Source organism: Halomonas qaidamensis (assembly GCF_025917315.1).
Classification (GTDB): Bacteria; Pseudomonadota; Gammaproteobacteria; order Pseudomonadales; family Halomonadaceae; genus Vreelandella; species Vreelandella qaidamensis.
Genome location: NZ_CP080627.1, coordinates 3725671 through 3744280 on the forward strand (window position 1 = coordinate 3725671; position 18610 = coordinate 3744280).

An 18610-nucleotide genomic window follows, 5' to 3' on the forward strand; every position below is an offset into this window, starting at 1 on the left:
TCCTGAGTAGCCCGCCATGAATGAAAGTAGCCCGCCATGAATGAAAGGAGTCATCCATCGATATGCGCATTTTACTGGTTGAGGACGACCCCAGTTTAGCGTCAGGGATTCGTATGGCGCTAAAACCTGAGCACTATACGGTAGATCATTTAGCCGATGGCGATAACGCGCTTCATGCGCTTAAAAATGAACCCTTTGATGCGGTCATCCTGGACCTTGGTTTACCAACGATCGATGGAATGGAAGTGCTGCGCGCTATTCGGCGACATGGCAGCCAACTGCCTATTTTAGTTCTGACCGCCCGCGATGCGGTGGATAACCGTATCGAAGGGTTGGATGCAGGAGCCGACGATTACCTCACCAAACCCTTCGAGGTAGCAGAATTAAAAGCGCGCCTGCGTGCTTTATTGCGCCGCAGTCAAGGGCAAAGCAGCGGCTTACTCAACTGCCGGGGAATTAGCCTGGACCCTCAGACCTTACAGGTCAGTTATCAACATAAAGTGATCACGCTTTCGCGTCGTGAGCTGACATTACTACAGGAGTTTATGAGCCACCCAGGTCGTGTCTTTACCCGCGATACCTTAACGCGTTTAGTGTACGGCTGGGAGGAAGAAGTCGAGAGTAACGCTATCGAAGTTCATATCCACCACTTACGACGAAAGCTGTTTCCTGAGGTTATCCGCACCGTGAGAGGGATCGGCTATGTCATGGATAAATCGTAATGGTTAACGTGTACAAGGCAAGCGCATGAGTTCTATTCGTCAACGCACCCTGGGGCTTGCGCTGCTTGTGTTTGGCGCGAGCATGCTAGTGATTGGCTTTATTAGCTATCGCTATGCCGCCCATGAAATCGAAGAACTTCACGATGCTAGCTTGGCACAAAGTGCCCGTTTGCTAGAAGGATTACTACAGGCACCACTGCCCGATAGCGACCGTACGCTTTTACTAGAAAGTGTGGAGAGTGCGCTGCTTAGTGCCGAGCAATCCAATCATCGTTTTGCAGATCATCGCTATGAGAGCAAGCAGGCGTTTCAGCTTTGGGATGGCGATCGCCTACTGCTGCGTTCCGCCAGCGCCCCCGAAATACAGCTTACCCAGCAACCATCTGGTTATTCAACGCTTACAGTGAATCAACATGACTGGCGCGTTTTTGTTCTGGAAATAACAGGCACTAACAAACGCGTAGTGGTGGGCGAACGAGAGGACGTTCGTGGTGAATTGATCAGCGCAGTAGCACTGCGTACCTTATTACCTGAACTTATTGGTTTGCCCTTATTGACACTATTACTGTGGTGGTCAATTGGCTGGGGGCTTGCCCCCCTATCACGGATGGCAGAGCAAATCCGTGCCCGCGATCCCCACCACCTAAAGCCACTGACGCTTCATCCACTTCCCCAGGAACTGGAAACCATTTCTAGCGCCCTAAACCGGCTGTTGGAACAGCTGCGACAGCTGCGTATTCGCGAAAAGCGTTTCATTGCCGACGCTGCCCACGAACTACGCACCCCCTTGGCGGTACTTGATTTGCACGCGCAAAATGCACTGACCGCTGACAATGCCGATGACAGAAAAGAAGCGCTGCATCATTTACGCAGTGGAGTGAAACGTTCAACGCGGCTAGTCTCTCAACTCTTAACCCTGGCGCGCTTAGACCACGAAGAAGAACCGCTGTCAGAGTATCACCGCTGTAATGTATTACACGAAGCTCGCGAAACGTTGGCAAAGCTTGCGCCACTGGCCGCCGAGCGACAACAACCGTTGTTATTAGAGGCAGACGACTCGGCTAAATGGGAAATAGAAGCGGAACCAGGAGCTATTGAGGCGCTGGTGCAAAATCTGGTGGGTAACGCCATTCAACACTCGCCTGCTCAAAGCGCTATTACGATCACGCTTAAAGCATTAGCGAAAAGTGTTATTGTCATTGTTGATGATCAAGGGCCCGGTATCCCTGCAGCACAACGCAACCAGCTGATGGAGCGATTTCAACGTGCTGGGCCTGGTGCTGGCGCGGGTTTAGGTTTATCCATTGTCGAGCGCTTGGTCAAACGCCATCAGGGCGTCTTACTGCTTGATGAGGCCCCTAGCGGTGGGCTTCGTGTGCGCGCAACGTTTACCAGGAACGCCCTATCTCAACGCCAACCAAAAAATAATCGGCCATAAAGGGGCCTGTTAAGGTTCCCATAAGAATTCCGTGCAAGTGTGAAAGTACAAGACAGGCAAGCGGTTAACGACCTGTCTATTCATACGACGGAGATTCCCTGATGAATATGCTAGTCCATACCCCCAAACCACTTATCCAGTTTGGTGAAACACCACTGCTTATTACGCCAACAACAAAGCAGATAACACCTGAAAGTCCTGCGTTATCGGTGCTGACGGATTTTACTCAGGTCAGACCCCAGGCAGTAACCGCGGATACGCCTATCGACGATGCTCATTTACAAATGCGCCATGGCGGTGTTCGCCTGTTGTTTGTTCTCGACAAAGCTAACCACTGCATTGGCGTACTGACTGCCAAAGAAGTCATCGGAACACGGCGCATTAACTTGGCGATGCAGCAGAGAAATCTTGATCGTACGGAAATTACAGCCGACATGATTATGACGCCCTGGCAACAGCTTAGTGCGATGCCATTTGAGCAACTTAACTCATTAACGATTGAAGACCTTGTGCTTTCTATGGAGCGCTTCACAGAGCAGCACTTATTGATTACTGAGCATAAACAAAATCAACCATTAAGCGTACGCGGTATTATTTCTGCCACCGATATACAGCACGCCATGGGCAATAAAACCACGATGAAAGTCACCTCTTCAGCAGTGCCAACTGCCAGTAGCTTTGCCGATATTTGCAAAGTCATTACCGGGCACGATTTATAGTCTCGACATCAAATTTATAGTCATTAAGTAAAGCTAGAAAACCTACTAACAGTATTAAAAAAACGCCTCTTATCAATGATAAGGGGCGTTTTTTCTAGCTAAATTAGCTGCTAATTTAAAACAGCGCTGCGTTTATCAACAAATGCGCAGCAATACTGGCAGCATACCCCAGCAAAATAGCCGGTGCCCAGCGCAGGTGGCCCGCAAAAGTATAAATACCTCGGGCTTGGCCCATTAACGCAACCCCCGCCGCAGAGCCCATTGACAGCAGGCTACCACCAACACCAGCAGTCAATGTGATCAGCAGCCAGTTACCTTGCGACATATCGGGCGCCATGGAAAGCACCGCAAACATCACCGGAATGTTATCGACTACCGCCGAGATAAGCCCCAAAACAACATTGGCCCACACAGGATTCCAACTGCCATACAAGGTTTCTGACAATAGACTTAAATAGCCCATAAAACCCAGGCCACCGACACACATCACAACTCCGTAGAAGAAGAGCAGCGTGTCCCATTCTGAGCGGGCAATACGGCTGAAGATATCAAAAGGAACAACGCTACCCAGTTGCTCAAGCTTATTCCAGTCACCACGGCGGGAATAACGTTCACGCTTGCGCTCCAGGGAGCGTGGCAGACTGCGGCGCAGGTAGTAGCCAAAGAACTGCAGTAGGCCAAGACCAAACATCATGCCCATCGCAGGCGGCAGATAAAGAACCGAATGGCACAATACGGAAATAGCGACAGTCACCAAAAATAGCGCGATGATGCGACGCGAACCACGCTTTAACCAGACGTTTTCGGTGAGCGCTGCAGGTTGGCGGTTAACAATGAAGAAGTTCATGATCACCGACGGCACGATAAAATTGACAATAGCAGGCACCAAGAGCGCAAAGAAGCCGCCAAACGGCACCTGGCCTGCCTGCCACACCATCAACGTGGTGATATCACCAAACGGGCTGAACGCACCGCCTGCGTTTGATGCTACCACCACGTTGACACAGCACAGACTAATGAACTTTTTATCGCCTTCAGCCACTTTCAGCACCACCGCGCACATCAGCATCGCCGTGGTCATGTTGTTGGCAATGGCAGAAATACCAAAGGCAAGACATCCCGTAATCCAAAACAGACTGCGATAACTAAAGCCTTTACGTACTAGCCAAGCCCGCAGGGCATCAAAGATACGGCGTTCTTCCATAGCGTTGATGTAGGTCATCGCTACCAGCAAGAACAGCAACAACTCAGTGTATTCAAGCAGCGTTTCTTTAAACGCTGCTTCCGCTTCTTGCGGCATGCCCGCCTGTACATAGACCCACGCCACCAACGCCCAGATAAGCCCGGCGGCCACTAGTACAGGCTTGGATTTACGCATGTGAATTAGCTCTTCGCTCATTACCAAGGCGTAGGCAAGAACAAAGATGACAACAGAGGCAATACCGGCAAACGAAGCAGTAAGATTTAACGGGCCAGAAGCGGCATAAGAGAGGGTGGGAAAAGCAAACAAACACAACGCAATCAACAACCAAGCAAACCGGCAAGTAGACTGCCGCATTGCAAGGACGTTAGGTGGTTTCATAGTAAAGTGATCCTGGCAGGGTTGGAAGAGACCGCCACGATGATAAGCACACTAATTAAGTGCTGCAACGCAGCGATCACGCTAAAGATGCGGCCATTTGCCGCATCTTGTAAAGCCGTTTTACAGTGCCAGAAACATTTATTTTATGGAGGTCTACTCGACCGTTACGCTCTTGGCTAAGTTACGTGGTTGATCCACATCGGTGCCTTTTAGAACCGCCACGTGGTAGCTCAGAAGCTGCAAGGGCAGCGTGTATAACAGCGGCGCCAGTGCTTCGTGTACATGCGGGAGCGTTAGCACGCGAACGCCATCTTGCTCGCTGATCCCTACACGCTCATCGGCAAACACAAACAGCTGGCCACCGCGGGCACGGACTTCTTGTAGGTTCGACTTTAGCTTTTCGAGCAGGTCGTCGTTAGGGGCAACTGAAATCACCGGCATTTCGCTGTCTACCAGCGCCAGCGGCCCGTGCTTTAACTCTCCAGCGGGGTAAGCCTCTGCATGAATGTAGGAAATTTCCTTAAGCTTTAGCGCGCCTTCTAGCGCAATAGGATAGTGAGCACCACGGCCTAAAAAGAGCGCGTGATGTTTTTCCGCAAACGCTTGGGAAAGGGTTTCAACTTGGCTATCTAGCGCTAATACCTGCTGACACAGTGCAGGGAGTCCGCGTAGCGCTTCGACAATATCTTGCTGCTCTGGCTGGCCTTTAGCTTTGTTTACCGACAGCGTTAGCAGCATTAACGCAACCAGTTGTGTGGTAAATGCTTTGGTAGACGCAACGCCGATTTCTGGGCCTGCCCGTGTCATCAGCGACATATCCGATTCCCGTACCAGGGAACTGCCGGGTACGTTGCAAATAGCCAGCGACCCAACATAACTAAGCGTTTTTGCAAAACGCAGCGCTGCCAGCGTGTCCGCTGTTTCACCGGATTGCGACAGCGTGACAAACAGCGTGCCTTCAGGCACAACAGGGTGTCGATAGCGGTACTCAGAGGCCACCTCTACCTGTACTGGCACACCGGCATAGCGCTCTAGCCAGTAGCGCGCCACTAAGCCAGCATGGTAGCTGGTACCACAAGCAATAATATGAATCTGGCGGGTAGCCTGAAACAGTGTTTGGGCATCAGGGCCAAAGCTTTCAATCAATACACTGCTGCCACTTAAACGCCCTTCAAGGGCGGCACTAATGACGTCAGGCTGCTCGAAGATTTCTTTGAGCATATAGTGCCGGTAGTCGCCTTTGCTGGCGGCGCCGTCGCCATGTTCAAACGTTTGAATTGGCCGCTCAACGGGATTCCCCTGATGGTCAACGATACGGATTGAGCCTTGCTCACGAAGCTCTACTAAATCGCCTTCTTCCAGGTAAATAAAGCGGTCGGTCACTTGTAAAAGCGCTAACGGGTCCGAGGCGAGAAAAGCTTCATCGATCCCTACCCCCACCACCAGCGGACTGCCCTGACGAGCACCTACCACCACCCCTGGTTCTGCAGCGCTCATCACACCAAGCGCGTAGGCACCGCCTAAGCCGTTGACGATTTGCTGGGTTGCTTCAAATAATGTCAGACCGGTTGCTAATTTTTCAGACAGTAAGTGGGCGATGACTTCGGTATCAGTTTCGGAGGTAAAGCGGTAACCGCTGGTCTGTAGGGTGTCTTTGATCTGCTCGTAGTTTTCGATAATGCCGTTGTGCACCACCGCTACTTGGTCACTACTGTGATGCGGGTGGGCGTTTTCTTCAGACGGTTTACCGTGAGTAGCCCAGCGGGTATGGGCAATACCACAGGTGCCGGGTAGCGCTGCGGTGGCTAACCGTTCATCAAGAGCGGCTACCTTGCCCAAGGCGCGGTGACGCGTTAACACACCACTGTTCAGCACCGTCATACCAGAAGAGTCATAGCCGCGATACTCCAAGCGCTTGAGGCCTTCCAGCAAAATTCCTTGCACATTACGCTGTGCAACCGCAGCAACGATGCCACACATAGCCATTTCTCCTTGGGCGTCTTAATGCGTTATTGAAACCTAACGATTCCGCGAATAGACCGCTTTATTTAACTTTTTTGACAGGGCGCGGCCAATCCAGTTTTTCAAGTTGTCTGCTGCGAGTAACTGCCAAGGCGTGCTCAGCAACGTCTTTAGCGATTGTTGAGCCTGCCCCAATCGTGGCACCTTTACCCACCGTCACCGGCGCTACTAAGGCGCTGTTAGAACCAATAAACGCATTATCACCAATCTGGGTAATATGCTTATTTACGCCATCATAATTACACGTAATAGTGCCCGCCCCGACATTCACATCACGCCCTAAACGCGCATCACCCACATAACTTAAGTGATTAATTTTACTACCTTCTCCAACATCAGCGTTTTTGGTTTCAACAAAGTTTCCTACCTTGGCTTTGACTGCTAGGCGTGTGCCAGGGCGTAGTCGTGCAAAGGGGCCAACTTGATTCAACCCTGCGGCCACCGTGTTATCAATCACGCTATGACTATCGATGACACTTTCAGCCCCAATCGTGCTGTTTTTAATCACGCAGTAAGGGCCAATCTTTACCCCTTCACCCAGCTCAACATCACCTTCAAATACACAGCCCACATCGATAAACACATCGTGGCCACAGGTAAGCTTACCGCGAATATCGATTCTTGCTGGGTCCGCCAATGCTACCCCCTGCTCCATTAACTTATCCGCTAGCTGCTGCTGATAAGCGCGCTCTAACCGGGCCATTTGTGAACGATTATTCACGCCTTCAACTTCTACTGCGCTGGCTGGCTGGGCAGTGCACACCTTCACACCTTCATCTGCAGCCATGGCAATGACATCGGTTAAGTAGTACTCGCCTTGAGCATTTTCTGCCGACAACTGGGGCAGCCACCGTTTCAGCTGGGCACTGGTCATCGCCATAATGCCGGTGTTGCATTCGTTAATGGAAAGCTGTTCAGCGTTAGCATCTTTTTGCTCAATGATAGCGACCGCTTCGCCCTCATCATTACGAACAATACGTCCATAGCCAGAGGGGTCATCTAACGTGACGGTCAGCAGCCCCATGTGCTGCTCATCCACGTGGTTAAGAAGCGCAGCCAAAGATTCGCGACGAATCATCGGCACATCGCCATACAGAACCAACACCTTTCCGTTACCTAACTGAGACTGCGCTTGAGCCACCGCATGGCCGGTGCCTTTTTGCTCTGCTTGAATCGCAAAGGATACGTCACTCTCCGCTAGTGCTTCACGCAGTTGATCTGCACCGTGGCCAATCACAACATGGGTACGCGTAGGGTTGAGTCCGCTGGCTGTGTCCAGTACGTGTTGTACCATCGGTTTACCCGCCAAGGTGTGCAGCACTTTTGGCGTTTGCGAACGCATGCGGGTGCCTTTGCCAGCGGCAAGGATAACAACATCAAGCTCTTGCATAATATTCACCTGTAACGGTTTAGCGATTGACAGCTGGTGCTTCCCAAGCGTCAATACCTAGCTCATCAATAAGTGCTTTATCGAAGTAGTCCATAAAGGCGGGACTGGCTAGGCTTTGCCAATGATCACTGTCTTTCACTAGCATCAACACACTTAGATTGTTCTCAACGGCCATCTGCATCCCTTCTTCGCTACCCGCTACCGAGATTGCTGTAGACCACGCGTCTGCCCAGGCATTGGAAGGGTGAAAAACAGAAACAGAGGCAAGCTGGTGCTTAACCGGCCGACCGGTGCGAGGGTCAATAGTATGGGAAAAGCGCTCGCCATCTACTTCAAAATAATTACGATAATCCCCAGACGTTGCGACCGACAGATCTTCAAGAGGAAGAACGTGTTGCGCCTCAGGCAAACCGCTATGTGGCACCTCAATTCCGACACGCCATGGGCTTTGCTCTTCTAAATCCCGATAGCCGCGAGCAATTAATTCACCACCAATATTGACTAAATAGTTTTCAATTCCCTGCTGATCAAGGTATGCCCCAACGCGATCAGTACCATGCCCTTTAGCCACTCCCGATAGATCAGCAAACACATCGCGCGTGCGGCGCGCCTGCATAAGTTGAGTATCAACATCAACTGCCTCATAGCCAATCGTAGCCATACGCTCGTTTAGCTCAGCGTCTGAAGGCACCTCTTCAGGGCGTGCTTCGGGGCCAAAACTCCACAAGTTGACGACATCACCGACCGTAATATCAAACGCACCGTTGCTTGCTTCGGATACGGAACGACTGATCGCAAGCACTTCAATTAACGCGTTGGAAAGCGGCTGCCATTCATTCAAAGGAGCATCATTAAAAACTATAAGCTCTGCATCATCACGGTAAGTAGACATTGCCTGATCAACGTCATTAAGTTCCGCTAGAAAACCTTCTTCTAAAGCATTCGCCTCGCCTTGGGTTAACGGGTCCGCAATGGTGACTTGATAAAACGTTCCGAAAATACCGCCTTCAAAGCGAACCGGGGAATCCAGTGGTCGATCATTTTCTGAACACCCCGCTAATACGCCAGCAGCAATGAGTAGGAGCCCTGAGTATTTTAATAAACGAGAAGTAACCTTCATTTTGTTTTCCCTTGGAGATAAGGCACGGGGTCAAGATGAAAAGACCTAGCTATGAAAAACTAGCAATGAACCACCAGCTAAAAATGGAAAAACCATAGCAACCAAGCCCCAAACAACACCCGATAAATGACAAATGGCTGCATGCCCAGTTTTTTGATCACTACTAGGAAATAGTGAATACACACATAGGCGCTAATACCTGAGAGTAAGGTGCCTACTAACATTGCCGGTATATCGATGAGCTGGGGATCTTTCAATAAGCTAATTGCCTCAAGCCCCCCTGCCAGAACAATAACGGGGATTGACAGTAAAAACGAAAACCGTGCCGCACCTTCTCGGCTCATACCCACCATTAACGCCGCTGTTATGGTGATACCTGAACGGGATGTGCCTGGAATAAGCGCCAACACTTGGGCACCTCCAATAATGAGCACATCCTTTAACGTCATCTGGTATTCGCTACGAGTGCCGCGTTTTTTCCAGTCTGCATAACCAAGTAACAGGCCAAAAACAATCAAACTGGCACCAATAATCAACGTAGAGCGCATGTAACCCGAGATCAGGTCATGAAGCAAAAAGCCGACAATACATACGGGCAGCGTGGCAATCACGACCCAAAACGCCAATACAGCATCGTCGTTAACCTCTTGGCCGCGAAGTGCGGTCAAGCTACTAACGATCATTCTGCCTATTTCGTGTCGGAAATAGATAACCACCGCGCTTAAACTACCAAGATGCAATGCCACATCAAAGGCAAGGCCCTGGTCTTCCCAGGTAGTCAGCACCGGTACCAATATAAGATGAGCCGAACTCGATATGGGTAAAAATTCTGTAAGCCCCTGAACTACCGCTAACACAACTACCTGGAACCAATCCATGGGTTATCCTGTGTTTAACTATTCTTGATGGCATTCATGTGTTTGATGACACTCATGCGCTTGCAATGGCGCTAAGGATACACATCCCTTAATTCATTGTCCGCATTCAGCATACGAGCAAATTCACAAGAAGGTATAGAGCCAAGGTCGCGGTACGCTACAATAGGTACTCATTAGTAATGCGCGATCCTGTAAGGTCACCCATGACTCAGACCGTAGAATCACCAGTGGTTCCCAAGCATGAGCTAGATAGCCGAGAGGCCAAACGTGTCACTTATATAGGCGCCTGGCTAGATGGCTTGTTGAGTGTTGTTAAAGTCGTGGTTGGCTTTTGGGTAGGCTCCGCGGCGCTCATTGCCGATGGTATCCATTCACTTTCAGACCTTGTGACTGATGGTTTTGTGTTGGCCGCTATTCACTACGGTCGTCAAGAACCAGATGACGACCATCATTACGGGCACGGCCGTATCGAAACTCTTACAACACTGCTATTGGGTAGTGTATTGATTTTTGTGGCTGGCGGTATTGCTTGGTCTAGCCTGGATCGATTATTTAATGGTACGGAAGTCAATGCTCCAGGTGCAGTCGCTATTGTTATCACAATTATCGCTCTGTTCAGTAAAGAGTGGATTTTTCGCTATACCATGCGCGTTGCTAAACGCGTTAAATCCAAGCTGTTAGAGGCGAACGCCTGGCATTCACGTAGCGATGCACTTTCCACTGCGGTAGTGCTGGTCGCGTTAATTGGCGCGCAGCTTGGTTTTGGCTGGCTAGACGCCGTCGCGGCCATTATCGTTGGCTTACTGGTGGGTAAAGTAGGCTGGGATTTACTGTGGGAGTCCGCGAGAGAACTCGTGGATACCGCACTCCCTGAAAGCGTTCAACAGCAAATGCACGATGTTGCCTGTAGCGTGCCAGGTGTTGATAGCGTGCATGATCTACGCACCCGTCAGTCCGCAGGCTGGGTAATGGTGGACTTGCATGTGGTGGTCGGACCAAAAATTACCGTGTCAGAAGCCCATGAAATCGGCAACGAAGTGAGCCGTCGCCTACGCCATGAATTCCCACTGCTCACCGATGTTATTTTTCACGTAGACCCTGAAGACGACGCCGGAGAAGGCGATCCTAGCCGACTTCCCGGCCTACCTCTGCGGCCCGAAGTAGAAGCCGCGCTGAACGAGCGTTGGTATATGCATCCTGTTTGGCGCACGTTAAACGAGCTTCAACTCCACTATCTAGACGATAAGGTATCGGTATCGCTGATTATAGGCGATTCAGTACACCAGCCACCTCAGTGTCTTGCCAGCCAGTTAAAAGCGCTAGCCAGCGATATTGAGTGGCTGGGTCATGTGGAAGTACTGTTTATTACCCGCGCGGCCAGCAGTGCGATGCGTTAACCTGCGTTACACGCTTGCCAATACGACCGTCGCAATACTGAAGTAAATTAATACCCCGGTGGCATCAATTAGCGTGGTTACCAATGGCGCTGACGCAGTGGCAGGGTCGACCTTAAAGCGCTCTAATACAAACGGTAGGCACATACCAATCATGCTGCCAAACAAAACGATGGTCACCATGCTTAACGCCACGATAATGGCGACTGCTTCGCCGCCACGAAAAATCCCTATTGGCGTTACCGCAATTGCCATGGTGATACCCAAAGAGCCAGCCACCAACAGCTCACGGCCGAGCATTTTGCTCCAGTCTTTCACCCCCACATCGCCAGTTGCCATACCGCGTACCATCAGCGTGGCTGCCTGAGCGCCTGCATTACCGCCACTGCCAATCAGCAGCGGTAGAAAAAATACCAGCGCCACTTGGGCGGCAATCGTATCCTCAAAATAGGCGATCCCCGCGCCAGAAAATAAGTTAGCGAATACTAGTAGTACCAGCCAAAACACTCGCTTACGGTAAAGACTCCACAGCGGAACGCGGCTAACACCATCCTCTAACTGGCCGATAGACATCCCCTTGTGGATATCTTCAGTTGCTTCAGACTCGGCAACATCCATCGCATCATCGTGGGTAACAATACCGACCATGCGTCCATCCGCATCCAAAACAGGCAGTGCCAGCAGGTCATAGCGAGCCACAATCCGCGCCACCTCTTCTTGCTCTTCATCTACCGGGGTGCTGATAACATCTTTGATCATGATGTCATCAACCAACGCCCCTGGGCGAGCCACCATCAGCTGGCGTAAAGACATCGTTCCTATTAACTGGCCGTCGCTATCAAGTACATAGAGCTGATACACCGTTTCCGCATCTGGAGCGGTTTGGCGTACCCGCATCATGGCTTGCGACACCGTCATGCCACTGGCTATAGCGACATAGTCAGAGGTCATGATGGCGCCTGCGGTACCTTCTTCGTAGCTTGCAAGGCGCTTTAGGTCTTCCCGTTCCTGGTGCGCCATACGCCGCAACAGCGCTTCGCGTCGGTCTTCACCAAGCAGATTAAATAAATCCGCCCGTTCATCGGAGCCCATTTCTTCGAGAAGCTTTAGCACTTGGGTATCCGACAGTTTCCCAACTACCTCAAGCTGACTCTCTCTTGGTAAGTAGCCCAGAACATTAGCGGCACGCTCAGTAGAAAGAGTATCAAGTATGGCAAGCGCTGCCGGAAGTTCTTCATCGTCTTCGATGAGTTCTTCTAGCACCTCACCAATATCTGCCGAACGGATTTCGGATAAACGTGCTGCCAACAGCGTTTTATCTGCTTTTTCTTTATTTAGCTCGTCAAGCAGCTCGGATTTTAATTCCTGTAAGGCTTCATCATTCAATGACATCGCTATCTCCCTTTGTGCAGACGCATAGTGTGCAGATGGGGTGTTACAGCCGAGCATCCCTACTCTGTGGATCTACGCTGAGTGCGTTTTCCTATGGTACCAGACAAAAAAAACGCTCCTTAAACCCTAACGGGCTCCAGGAGCGTTTTATTCACGCGAGTGCGTGTTTTACTAGCCTTTACCCGCCTTCTTACGCAGCTGTTGAATCGTTCGTAGCTGTGCAACGGCTTCGGCAAGTTCAGCGGCAGCACGCGTATAATCCAGCTCTGCTGACTTCTCGTTAAAAGCTTTCAGCGCTTGCTGACGTGCTTCTTCTGCAGCGGCCTCATCGAGGTCGCTAGCACGCGCCGCAGCGTCTGCCAGGATCGTCACAACATCCGGCTGGACTTCCATGAAGCCACCCGAGACAAAGAAGTTCTCTTCCTTGCCATCATCGTGGATCACGCGGATTGGGCCCGGCTGAAGCTCGGTCAGCAGCGGGGCGTGACCCGGCAAAATGCCGAGGTCACCCATAATCCCGGAAGCGACTACCTGCTCAACACTGCCTGAGAAGATAGATGCTTCAGCGCTGACGATATTGCAAGTGAAGCTATTCGCCATAGCGAATCCCCCTAGTGGACGGGATTACTTCTTCATCTGGTTGGCTTTTTCGACAGCTTCGTCGATGGAGCCGACCATGTAGAAGGCCTGTTCCGGCAACTCGTCATACTCACCCGCGAGGATGCCCTGGAAGCCACGAATCGTATCTTTCAAAGAAACATACTTACCGGGCGAACCAGTGAATACCTCAGCAACGAAGAATGGCTGCGACAGGAAACGCTGGATTTTACGCGCACGAGATACGGCCAGCTTATCTTCATCAGACAGCTCGTCCATACCCAAAATCGCGATGATATCCTTCAGCTCCTTGTAACGCTGCAGAACGTTCTGTACGCCACGAGCTACGTTGTAGTGCTCTTCACCCACTACCAACGGATCTAGCTGACGCGACGTAGAATCCAGCGGGTCGATAGCCGGATAAATACCTAGCTCAGCAATCGAACGCGCAAGTACGACGGTGGCGTCAAGGTGCGAGAAGGTGGTCGCCGGCGACGGGTCAGTCAAGTCATCGGCAGGGACGTAAACGGCCTGCACAGACGTGATAGAGCCGGTTTTAGTCGAGGTGATACGTTCCTGCAGAACGCCCATCTCTTCAGCCAGCGTCGGCTGATAACCTACCGCAGACGGCATACGACCCAGCAGGGCAGACACTTCGGTACCAGCCAGGGTGTAGCGGTAAATGTTATCGACGAACAACAGTACGTCACGGCCTTCATCACGGAATTTCTCAGCGATGGTCAGACCAGTCAGTGCTACACGTAGACGGTTACCGGGGGGCTCGTTCATCTGACCGTAAACCAGCGATACCTTGTCGATAACGTTGGATTCAGTCATTTCGTGATAGAAGTCGTTACCCTCACGCGTACGCTCACCGACACCGGCGAATACAGAGTAGCCGCTGTGTTCGGTGGCGATGTTGCGGATAAGCTCCATCATGTTAACGGTTTTACCAACACCCGCACCGCCGAATAGACCAACTTTACCGCCCTTAGCGAACGGGCAAACGAGGTCGATAACCTTGATGCCGGTTTCCAACAGCTCATTGGAAGCTGCTTGGTCAGCGTAGCTTGGTGCTTTACGGTGGATTGGCATGCGCTCTTGCTCGCCAATCGGGCCAGCTTCATCAATCGGCTCACCGAGCACGTTCATGATGCGACCTAGCGTTTCCTTACCGACGGGTACGGAAATCGCGGTACCTGTGTTGGTCACGTCCAAGCCACGTTTCAAGCCCTCAGTAGAGCCCATGGCAATGGTGCGCACCACGCCGTCGCCCAGCTGCTGCTGGACTTCGAGGATGGTCTCAGCATTAGAGACCTTCAGCGCGTCGTAGACCTTGGGCACAGAGTCCCGCGGAAACTCTACGTCAATCACCGCGCCGATGATTTGTACGATACGTCCGCTCATCTTGGTTCCTCTCAAAAACCTGCAAATGAAACCTGTCTGCCGGGAGCTATCTTTGCGATAGCTAGCTCCCTAGGCGTTATACGGCAGAAGCGCCGCCGACGATCTCGGAAATTTCCTGGGTGATGGCGGCCTGACGGGCCTTGTTGTATACCATCTCCAGATCGTCGATCAGGTTGCCCGCGTTATCAGTGGCACTCTTCATAGCGATCATTCGGGCGGCCTGTTCGCACGCACCGTTTTCGACTACCGCCTGATACACCTGTGATTCGATGAAACGAACCAACAGGCTGTCTAGCAACGCCTTGGCATCCGGTTCATACAGGTAGTCCCAGCTTCCGGGACGGGCGTTTTCTTCGTCATGCTTCGCGTCTGCGCCCATATCGGACGACAACGGAAGAAGCTGACGTACGACTGGCCGTTGCGTCATGGTGTTAACAAATTCGTTATACACCACAAACAAACGGTCAAGGCGTCCTTCGTCGTACGCTTCTAACATGACCTTGACACTACCGATCAGTCCTTCGACAGACGGCGATTCTCCCAATCCGCTCTTGGCAGCAACTAGGTTGCCTCCATAGTTGCGGAAAAAGGCGCCGGCTTTAGAGCCGAGGGCACAGAAGTCTAGCTCGGCGTCTTGCTGTTTCCAGACAACGGCATCTTTCACCACTGCCTTAAACAGGTTGACGTTTAAGCCGCCACACAGACCGCGGTCAGTAGATACCACAATGTAACCAACGCGCTTCACCTCATTACGCTCGACCATGTAGTCGTGCTTATATTCGGGGTTTGCGTCAGCAATATGGCCTACCACATTACGAATCTGCTTGGCATACGGCTGGCCAGCCTTCATCAGATCTTGTGCTTTACGCATCTTAGATGCAGCCACCATTTCCATGGCGCTGGTAATCTTCTGCGTATTTTTAATGCTCCCGATCTGGGTGCGTATCTCTTTTGCAGCTGCCATAGCGATCTACCCTTCGTTCGTGGCTCTCAGAAAGCATGCAAGCCCGCCCGCAGGCGGGCCGGACATTACCAGCTCTGAGTCGCCTTGAACTTCTCGAGACCTGACTTCAAGCCGTCCTGAATCTCGCCGTTGTAGTCGCCGGTCTGGTTGATCTTATCGAGCAGGTCGTTGTGCTCAGACTTCATGTAGTCGTGCAAAGCACGTTCGAAGTCCAACACTTTATCGACGCTCACATCATCCAGGTGACCTTCGTTAGCGGCGTACAGAGACAGCGCCATTTCCGCCACTGACATCGGCGAATACTGCTTTTGCTTCATCAGTTCGGTAACGCGTTGGCCATGCTCAAGCTGCTTACGGGTCGCTTCATCAAGGTCAGAAGCAAACTGTGAGAATGCCGCCAGCTCACGGTACTGAGCCAAGGCCAAACGAACACCGCCACCCAGCTTTTTGATAATCTTGGTCTGCGCTGCACCACCAACACGAGAAACCGATAGACCTGCGTTAATTGCCGGACGAATACCGGAGTTAAACAGGTTGGTTTCCAAGAAGATCTGACCATCAGTGATCGAGATTACGTTAGTCGGAACGAACGCAGAAACGTCACCGCCTTGGGTTTCGATAATCGGCAGTGCGGTCAAAGAACCGGTTTTGCCTTTCACTTCGCCGTCAGTAAACTTCTCAACGTAGTCAGCATTAACGCGCGCAGCGCGCTCAAGCAGACGCGAGTGGAGATAGAAAACGTCACCAGGATAGGCTTCACGACCCGGCGGACGACGCAACAGCAGAGATACCTGACGGTATGCCACAGCCTGTTTGGAAAGATCGTCATAAACGATCAGTGCGTCTTCACCACGGTCACGGAAGTACTCACCCATGGTGCAGCCAGAATAAGCAGCCAAGAACTGCATCGGTGCCGGATCGGCAGCGCCAGCAGCGACAACGATGGTGTGTTCCATCGCGCCATGCTCTTCTAGTTTGCGTACCACGTTAGCAATAGTCGACTGCTTCTGACCAATTGCCACGTAGACACAGGTAACGCCTTTGCCTTTCTGGTTGATAATCGCATCGATAGCAATGGCAGATTTACCAATCTGACGGTCGCCGATGATCAGCTCACGCTGACCGCGACCAATTGGCACCATGGCGTCGATAGACTTCAAACCAGTTTGGATCGGCTCGTCAACGGACTGACGGGTAATAACGCCAGGCGCTACTTTTTCTACCGCGTCGGTCATTTTGGCGTTGATATCGCCTTTGCCGTCGATAGCATTACCCAGCGCATCGACTACGCGACCTACCAGCTCTGGGCCTACCGGCACTTCAAGGATACGCCCGGTACACTGGGCAGTCATACCTTCTTGAAGTTGCAAATAGTCACCCAAGACAACGGCACCAACGGAGTCACGCTCCAGGTTCAGTACCATGCCAAAGATGCTGTTAGGGAATTCGATCATTTCACCGAACATCGCGTCTTCGAGGCCGTGAATTTTCACGATACCGTCGGAAACGCTGACGATGGTGCCCTGATTACGGGCTTCGGATGCGACGTCAAGCTTCTCAATTCGCTGCTTGATGATGTCGCTGATCTCGGAAGGATTCAGTTGCTGCATGCCATGTCCCTCAGACTCAAGCGGTCAGCGCTTCGGAAAGGCGGTTCAATCGACCACGTACCGACCCGTCAATGACGGTATCGCCGGCACGTAGGATGACACCACCAATAAGCGTCTTGTCCACCTGAGTAGTAATGGAGATTTCGCGATTCAGACGTTTCTTGAGTGCGTTCGCTAGCTTGGTCTGCTGTGCGGCAGTCAGCTTGTACGCTGACGTTACTGTCACTTCAACACGCTGTTCATGTTCGGCACGCAAGTACTCAAACTGTTCAGCAATGAAAGGCAGTGCCAACAAGCGCCCTTGGTCAGCTAGGGTATCCAAAAACCGCGACAGGCCTTCTTGCTTTTCCGATAACATATCGGAAAGCAGAGCTACCTTTTTGTCGTTCTCAAGTTTTGGACTACCCAGCAGACGACGAACGTCGCTGTTGGCAACCGCAGCACTTAAAAAACCAAGCGCCTGGGACCAGCTATCAAACGCCTCATGATCACGCGCGTATTCAAACGCCGCCTTAGCGTAAGGACGAGCGACGGTAAGTAATTCCGCCATGGGTCACCTCCTTACAGTTCAGCAGCAAGCTCATCAAGTAACTTGCGATGTGCTTTCTCGTCGACCGAAGCTTCTAGTACACGCTCAGCACCAATGATGGCGAGGTGAGAAACCTGGGCACGAAGCTCGTCTTTTGCACGATTCACTTCTTGCTCGATTTCTGAACGTGCACTTGCCATTAGGCGTTCGCCTTCAGCGCGGGCCTGTTCACGTGCTTCTTCGATCATCTGAGCTGAGCGCTTGTTGGCTTGCTCGAGAATTTGAGAAGCCTGCTCCTTGCTTTCACGCAGCGTTTGTTCTGCACGCTCTTGAGCTAGCTCAAGGTCGCGAGTAGCACGGCTGGCTGCGTCTAAGCCATCAGCAATTTTTTTCTGACGCTCGTGAAGAGCGTTGCTGATCGGAGGCCACACATACTTTATGCAAAACCAGACAAAGATCGCGAAGGCGATCGTCTGCCCGATAAGCGTCATGTTGATATTCACAGGGATGTACCTCTGACAAGTTCGTGGCGACCGGAGTGAAACAAAACCGAGCGGGTAGACCGCTCGGCTAAGCTGTCATTAACCGGCGACAACGAAGATCAGGTACATCGCGATACCAACACCGATCATCGGAACGGCGTCAAGCAGACCGGCCATGATGAAGGTTTTGGTTTGCAGCTGGTCGCCCAGTTCAGGTTGACGCGCAGTAGATTCAAGCAACTTGCCGCCCAACAGGGCAAAGCCAATGCCAGTAGCCAGTGCGCCCAGACCGATGATGATGGCAGCTGAGAGATAAACCATTTCCATGATGTTGCTCCTGAGTTTAAGTTTTGGTTAAGGGTTG

17 protein-coding genes are annotated in these 18610 nt (G+C 51.7%); 4 read left to right on the forward strand and 13 right to left on the reverse strand.

Features of this window, described 5'->3' with window-relative positions:
• The first annotated feature begins 62 nt into the window (after positions 1 to 62).
• The 3 genes from K1Y77_RS16805 to K1Y77_RS16815 all read left to right on the forward strand — a co-directional run bounded on the left by K1Y77_RS16805 (position 63) and on the right by K1Y77_RS16815 (position 2879).
• On the forward strand, positions 63 to 722 hold the full coding sequence (locus K1Y77_RS16805) for a response regulator transcription factor (protein ID WP_264019084.1): 660 nt from the start codon (positions 63 to 65) through the stop codon (positions 720 to 722).
• Positions 723 to 747: 25 nt separating this feature from the next.
• Positions 748 to 2160 carry an ATP-binding protein gene (locus tag K1Y77_RS16810; RefSeq protein WP_264429667.1) on the forward strand — a complete coding sequence of 471 codons (1413 nt, stop codon included), beginning with the start codon at positions 748 to 750 and terminating at the stop codon, positions 2158 to 2160.
• Positions 2161 to 2261: 101 nt separating this feature from the next.
• Positions 2262 to 2879, forward strand: coding sequence for a CBS domain-containing protein (locus K1Y77_RS16815; RefSeq protein ID WP_264429668.1), 618 nt, complete (start codon positions 2262 to 2264; stop codon positions 2877 to 2879).
• A 115-nt stretch (positions 2880 to 2994) separates the two neighbouring features.
• Here K1Y77_RS16815 and nhaD read toward each other — a convergent pair whose 3' ends face one another.
• The 5 genes from nhaD to K1Y77_RS16840 form a co-directional block, all read right to left on the reverse strand.
• Complete coding sequence (gene nhaD, locus K1Y77_RS16820; RefSeq protein ID WP_264429669.1) at positions 2995 to 4461, reverse strand: sodium:proton antiporter NhaD; 1467 nt, start codon at positions 4459 to 4461, stop codon at positions 2995 to 2997.
• Positions 4462 to 4614: 153 nt separating this feature from the next.
• Positions 4615 to 6441, reverse strand: a complete 1827-nt coding sequence (glmS, locus tag K1Y77_RS16825; protein ID WP_264019079.1) for a glutamine--fructose-6-phosphate transaminase (isomerizing) — start codon at positions 6439 to 6441, stop codon at positions 4615 to 4617.
• 64 nt (positions 6442 to 6505) lie between these two features.
• Entirely contained in the window at positions 6506 to 7873 is a 1368-nt protein-coding gene (glmU, locus tag K1Y77_RS16830; RefSeq protein WP_264019077.1) for a bifunctional UDP-N-acetylglucosamine diphosphorylase/glucosamine-1-phosphate N-acetyltransferase GlmU, read from the reverse strand.
• A gap of 19 nt (positions 7874 to 7892) precedes the next feature.
• Positions 7893 to 8993 carry an FAD:protein FMN transferase gene (locus K1Y77_RS16835; protein WP_030071590.1) on the reverse strand — a complete coding sequence of 367 codons (1101 nt, stop codon included), beginning with the start codon at positions 8991 to 8993 and terminating at the stop codon, positions 7893 to 7895.
• A gap of 77 nt (positions 8994 to 9070) precedes the next feature.
• Positions 9071 to 9871: an undecaprenyl-diphosphate phosphatase gene (locus tag K1Y77_RS16840; protein WP_030071591.1), complete on the reverse strand. Its 801-nt coding sequence runs from the start codon at positions 9869 to 9871 to the stop codon at positions 9071 to 9073.
• Between the two features lie 203 nt (positions 9872 to 10074).
• Between K1Y77_RS16840 and K1Y77_RS16845 the strand changes: the two genes are divergently transcribed.
• Positions 10075 to 11268 carry a cation diffusion facilitator family transporter gene (locus K1Y77_RS16845; protein ID WP_030071592.1) on the forward strand — a complete coding sequence of 398 codons (1194 nt, stop codon included), beginning with the start codon at positions 10075 to 10077 and terminating at the stop codon, positions 11266 to 11268.
• 6 nt (positions 11269 to 11274) lie between these two features.
• On the opposite strand, the gene mgtE is transcribed toward K1Y77_RS16845, so the two are convergent.
• From mgtE to atpE, 8 genes are all read right to left on the reverse strand, one after another.
• Entirely contained in the window at positions 11275 to 12657 is a 1383-nt protein-coding gene (mgtE, locus tag K1Y77_RS16850) for a magnesium transporter (protein WP_030071595.1), read from the reverse strand.
• 171 nt (positions 12658 to 12828) lie between these two features.
• Entirely contained in the window at positions 12829 to 13257 is a 429-nt protein-coding gene (locus K1Y77_RS16855; protein ID WP_030071596.1) for a F0F1 ATP synthase subunit epsilon, read from the reverse strand.
• A 24-nt stretch (positions 13258 to 13281) separates the two neighbouring features.
• Positions 13282 to 14661, reverse strand: a complete 1380-nt coding sequence (atpD, locus tag K1Y77_RS16860) for a F0F1 ATP synthase subunit beta (RefSeq protein ID WP_030071599.1) — start codon at positions 14659 to 14661, stop codon at positions 13282 to 13284.
• Between the two features lie 76 nt (positions 14662 to 14737).
• Positions 14738 to 15625, reverse strand: coding sequence for a F0F1 ATP synthase subunit gamma (gene atpG / locus K1Y77_RS16865; RefSeq protein ID WP_030071601.1), 888 nt, complete (start codon positions 15623 to 15625; stop codon positions 14738 to 14740).
• A 65-nt stretch (positions 15626 to 15690) separates the two neighbouring features.
• Complete coding sequence (gene atpA / locus K1Y77_RS16870; protein ID WP_009723316.1) at positions 15691 to 17235, reverse strand: F0F1 ATP synthase subunit alpha; 1545 nt, start codon at positions 17233 to 17235, stop codon at positions 15691 to 15693.
• Positions 17236 to 17251: 16 nt separating this feature from the next.
• Entirely contained in the window at positions 17252 to 17785 is a 534-nt protein-coding gene (locus tag K1Y77_RS16875) for a F0F1 ATP synthase subunit delta (RefSeq protein WP_009723317.1), read from the reverse strand.
• Positions 17786 to 17796: 11 nt separating this feature from the next.
• Positions 17797 to 18267: a F0F1 ATP synthase subunit B gene (locus tag K1Y77_RS16880; protein ID WP_009723318.1), complete on the reverse strand. Its 471-nt coding sequence runs from the start codon at positions 18265 to 18267 to the stop codon at positions 17797 to 17799.
• 78 nt (positions 18268 to 18345) lie between these two features.
• Positions 18346 to 18573: a F0F1 ATP synthase subunit C gene (atpE, locus tag K1Y77_RS16885; protein ID WP_007112217.1), complete on the reverse strand. Its 228-nt coding sequence runs from the start codon at positions 18571 to 18573 to the stop codon at positions 18346 to 18348.
• Positions 18574 to 18610: the final 37 nt, after the last annotated feature.

What these genes read in the sequence shown, in the direction of transcription:
- K1Y77_RS16805 (WP_264019084.1), top strand. Translation starts at nt 63, where the DNA reads ATGCGCATTTTACTGGTTGAGGACGACCCCAGTTTAGCGTCAGGGATT.
- K1Y77_RS16810 (WP_264429667.1), top strand. Translation starts at nt 748, where the DNA reads ATGAGTTCTATTCGTCAACGCACCCTGGGGCTTGCGCTGCTTGTGTTT.
- K1Y77_RS16815 (WP_264429668.1), top strand. Translation starts at nt 2,262, where the DNA reads ATGAATATGCTAGTCCATACCCCCAAACCACTTATCCAGTTTGGTGAA.
- nhaD (WP_264429669.1), bottom strand. Translation starts at nt 4,461, where the DNA reads ATGAAACCACCTAACGTCCTTGCAATGCGGCAGTCTACTTGCCGGTTT.
- glmS (WP_264019079.1), bottom strand. Translation starts at nt 6,441, where the DNA reads ATGTGTGGCATCGTTGCTGCGGTTGCACAGCGTAATGTGCAAGGAATT.
- glmU (WP_264019077.1), bottom strand. Translation starts at nt 7,873, where the DNA reads ATGCAAGAGCTTGATGTTGTTATCCTTGCCGCTGGCAAAGGCACCCGC.
- K1Y77_RS16835 (WP_030071590.1), bottom strand. Translation starts at nt 8,993, where the DNA reads ATGAAGGTTACTTCTCGTTTATTAAAATACTCAGGGCTCCTACTCATT.
- K1Y77_RS16840 (WP_030071591.1), bottom strand. Translation starts at nt 9,871, where the DNA reads ATGGATTGGTTCCAGGTAGTTGTGTTAGCGGTAGTTCAGGGGCTTACA.
- K1Y77_RS16845 (WP_030071592.1), top strand. Translation starts at nt 10,075, where the DNA reads ATGACTCAGACCGTAGAATCACCAGTGGTTCCCAAGCATGAGCTAGAT.
- mgtE (WP_030071595.1), bottom strand. Translation starts at nt 12,657, where the DNA reads ATGTCATTGAATGATGAAGCCTTACAGGAATTAAAATCCGAGCTGCTT.
- K1Y77_RS16855 (WP_030071596.1), bottom strand. Translation starts at nt 13,257, where the DNA reads ATGGCGAATAGCTTCACTTGCAATATCGTCAGCGCTGAAGCATCTATC.
- atpD (WP_030071599.1), bottom strand. Translation starts at nt 14,661, where the DNA reads ATGAGCGGACGTATCGTACAAATCATCGGCGCGGTGATTGACGTAGAG.
- atpG (WP_030071601.1), bottom strand. Translation starts at nt 15,625, where the DNA reads ATGGCAGCTGCAAAAGAGATACGCACCCAGATCGGGAGCATTAAAAAT.
- atpA (WP_009723316.1), bottom strand. Translation starts at nt 17,235, where the DNA reads ATGCAGCAACTGAATCCTTCCGAGATCAGCGACATCATCAAGCAGCGA.
- K1Y77_RS16875 (WP_009723317.1), bottom strand. Translation starts at nt 17,785, where the DNA reads ATGGCGGAATTACTTACCGTCGCTCGTCCTTACGCTAAGGCGGCGTTT.
- atpE (WP_007112217.1), bottom strand. Translation starts at nt 18,573, where the DNA reads ATGGAAATGGTTTATCTCTCAGCTGCCATCATCATCGGTCTGGGCGCA.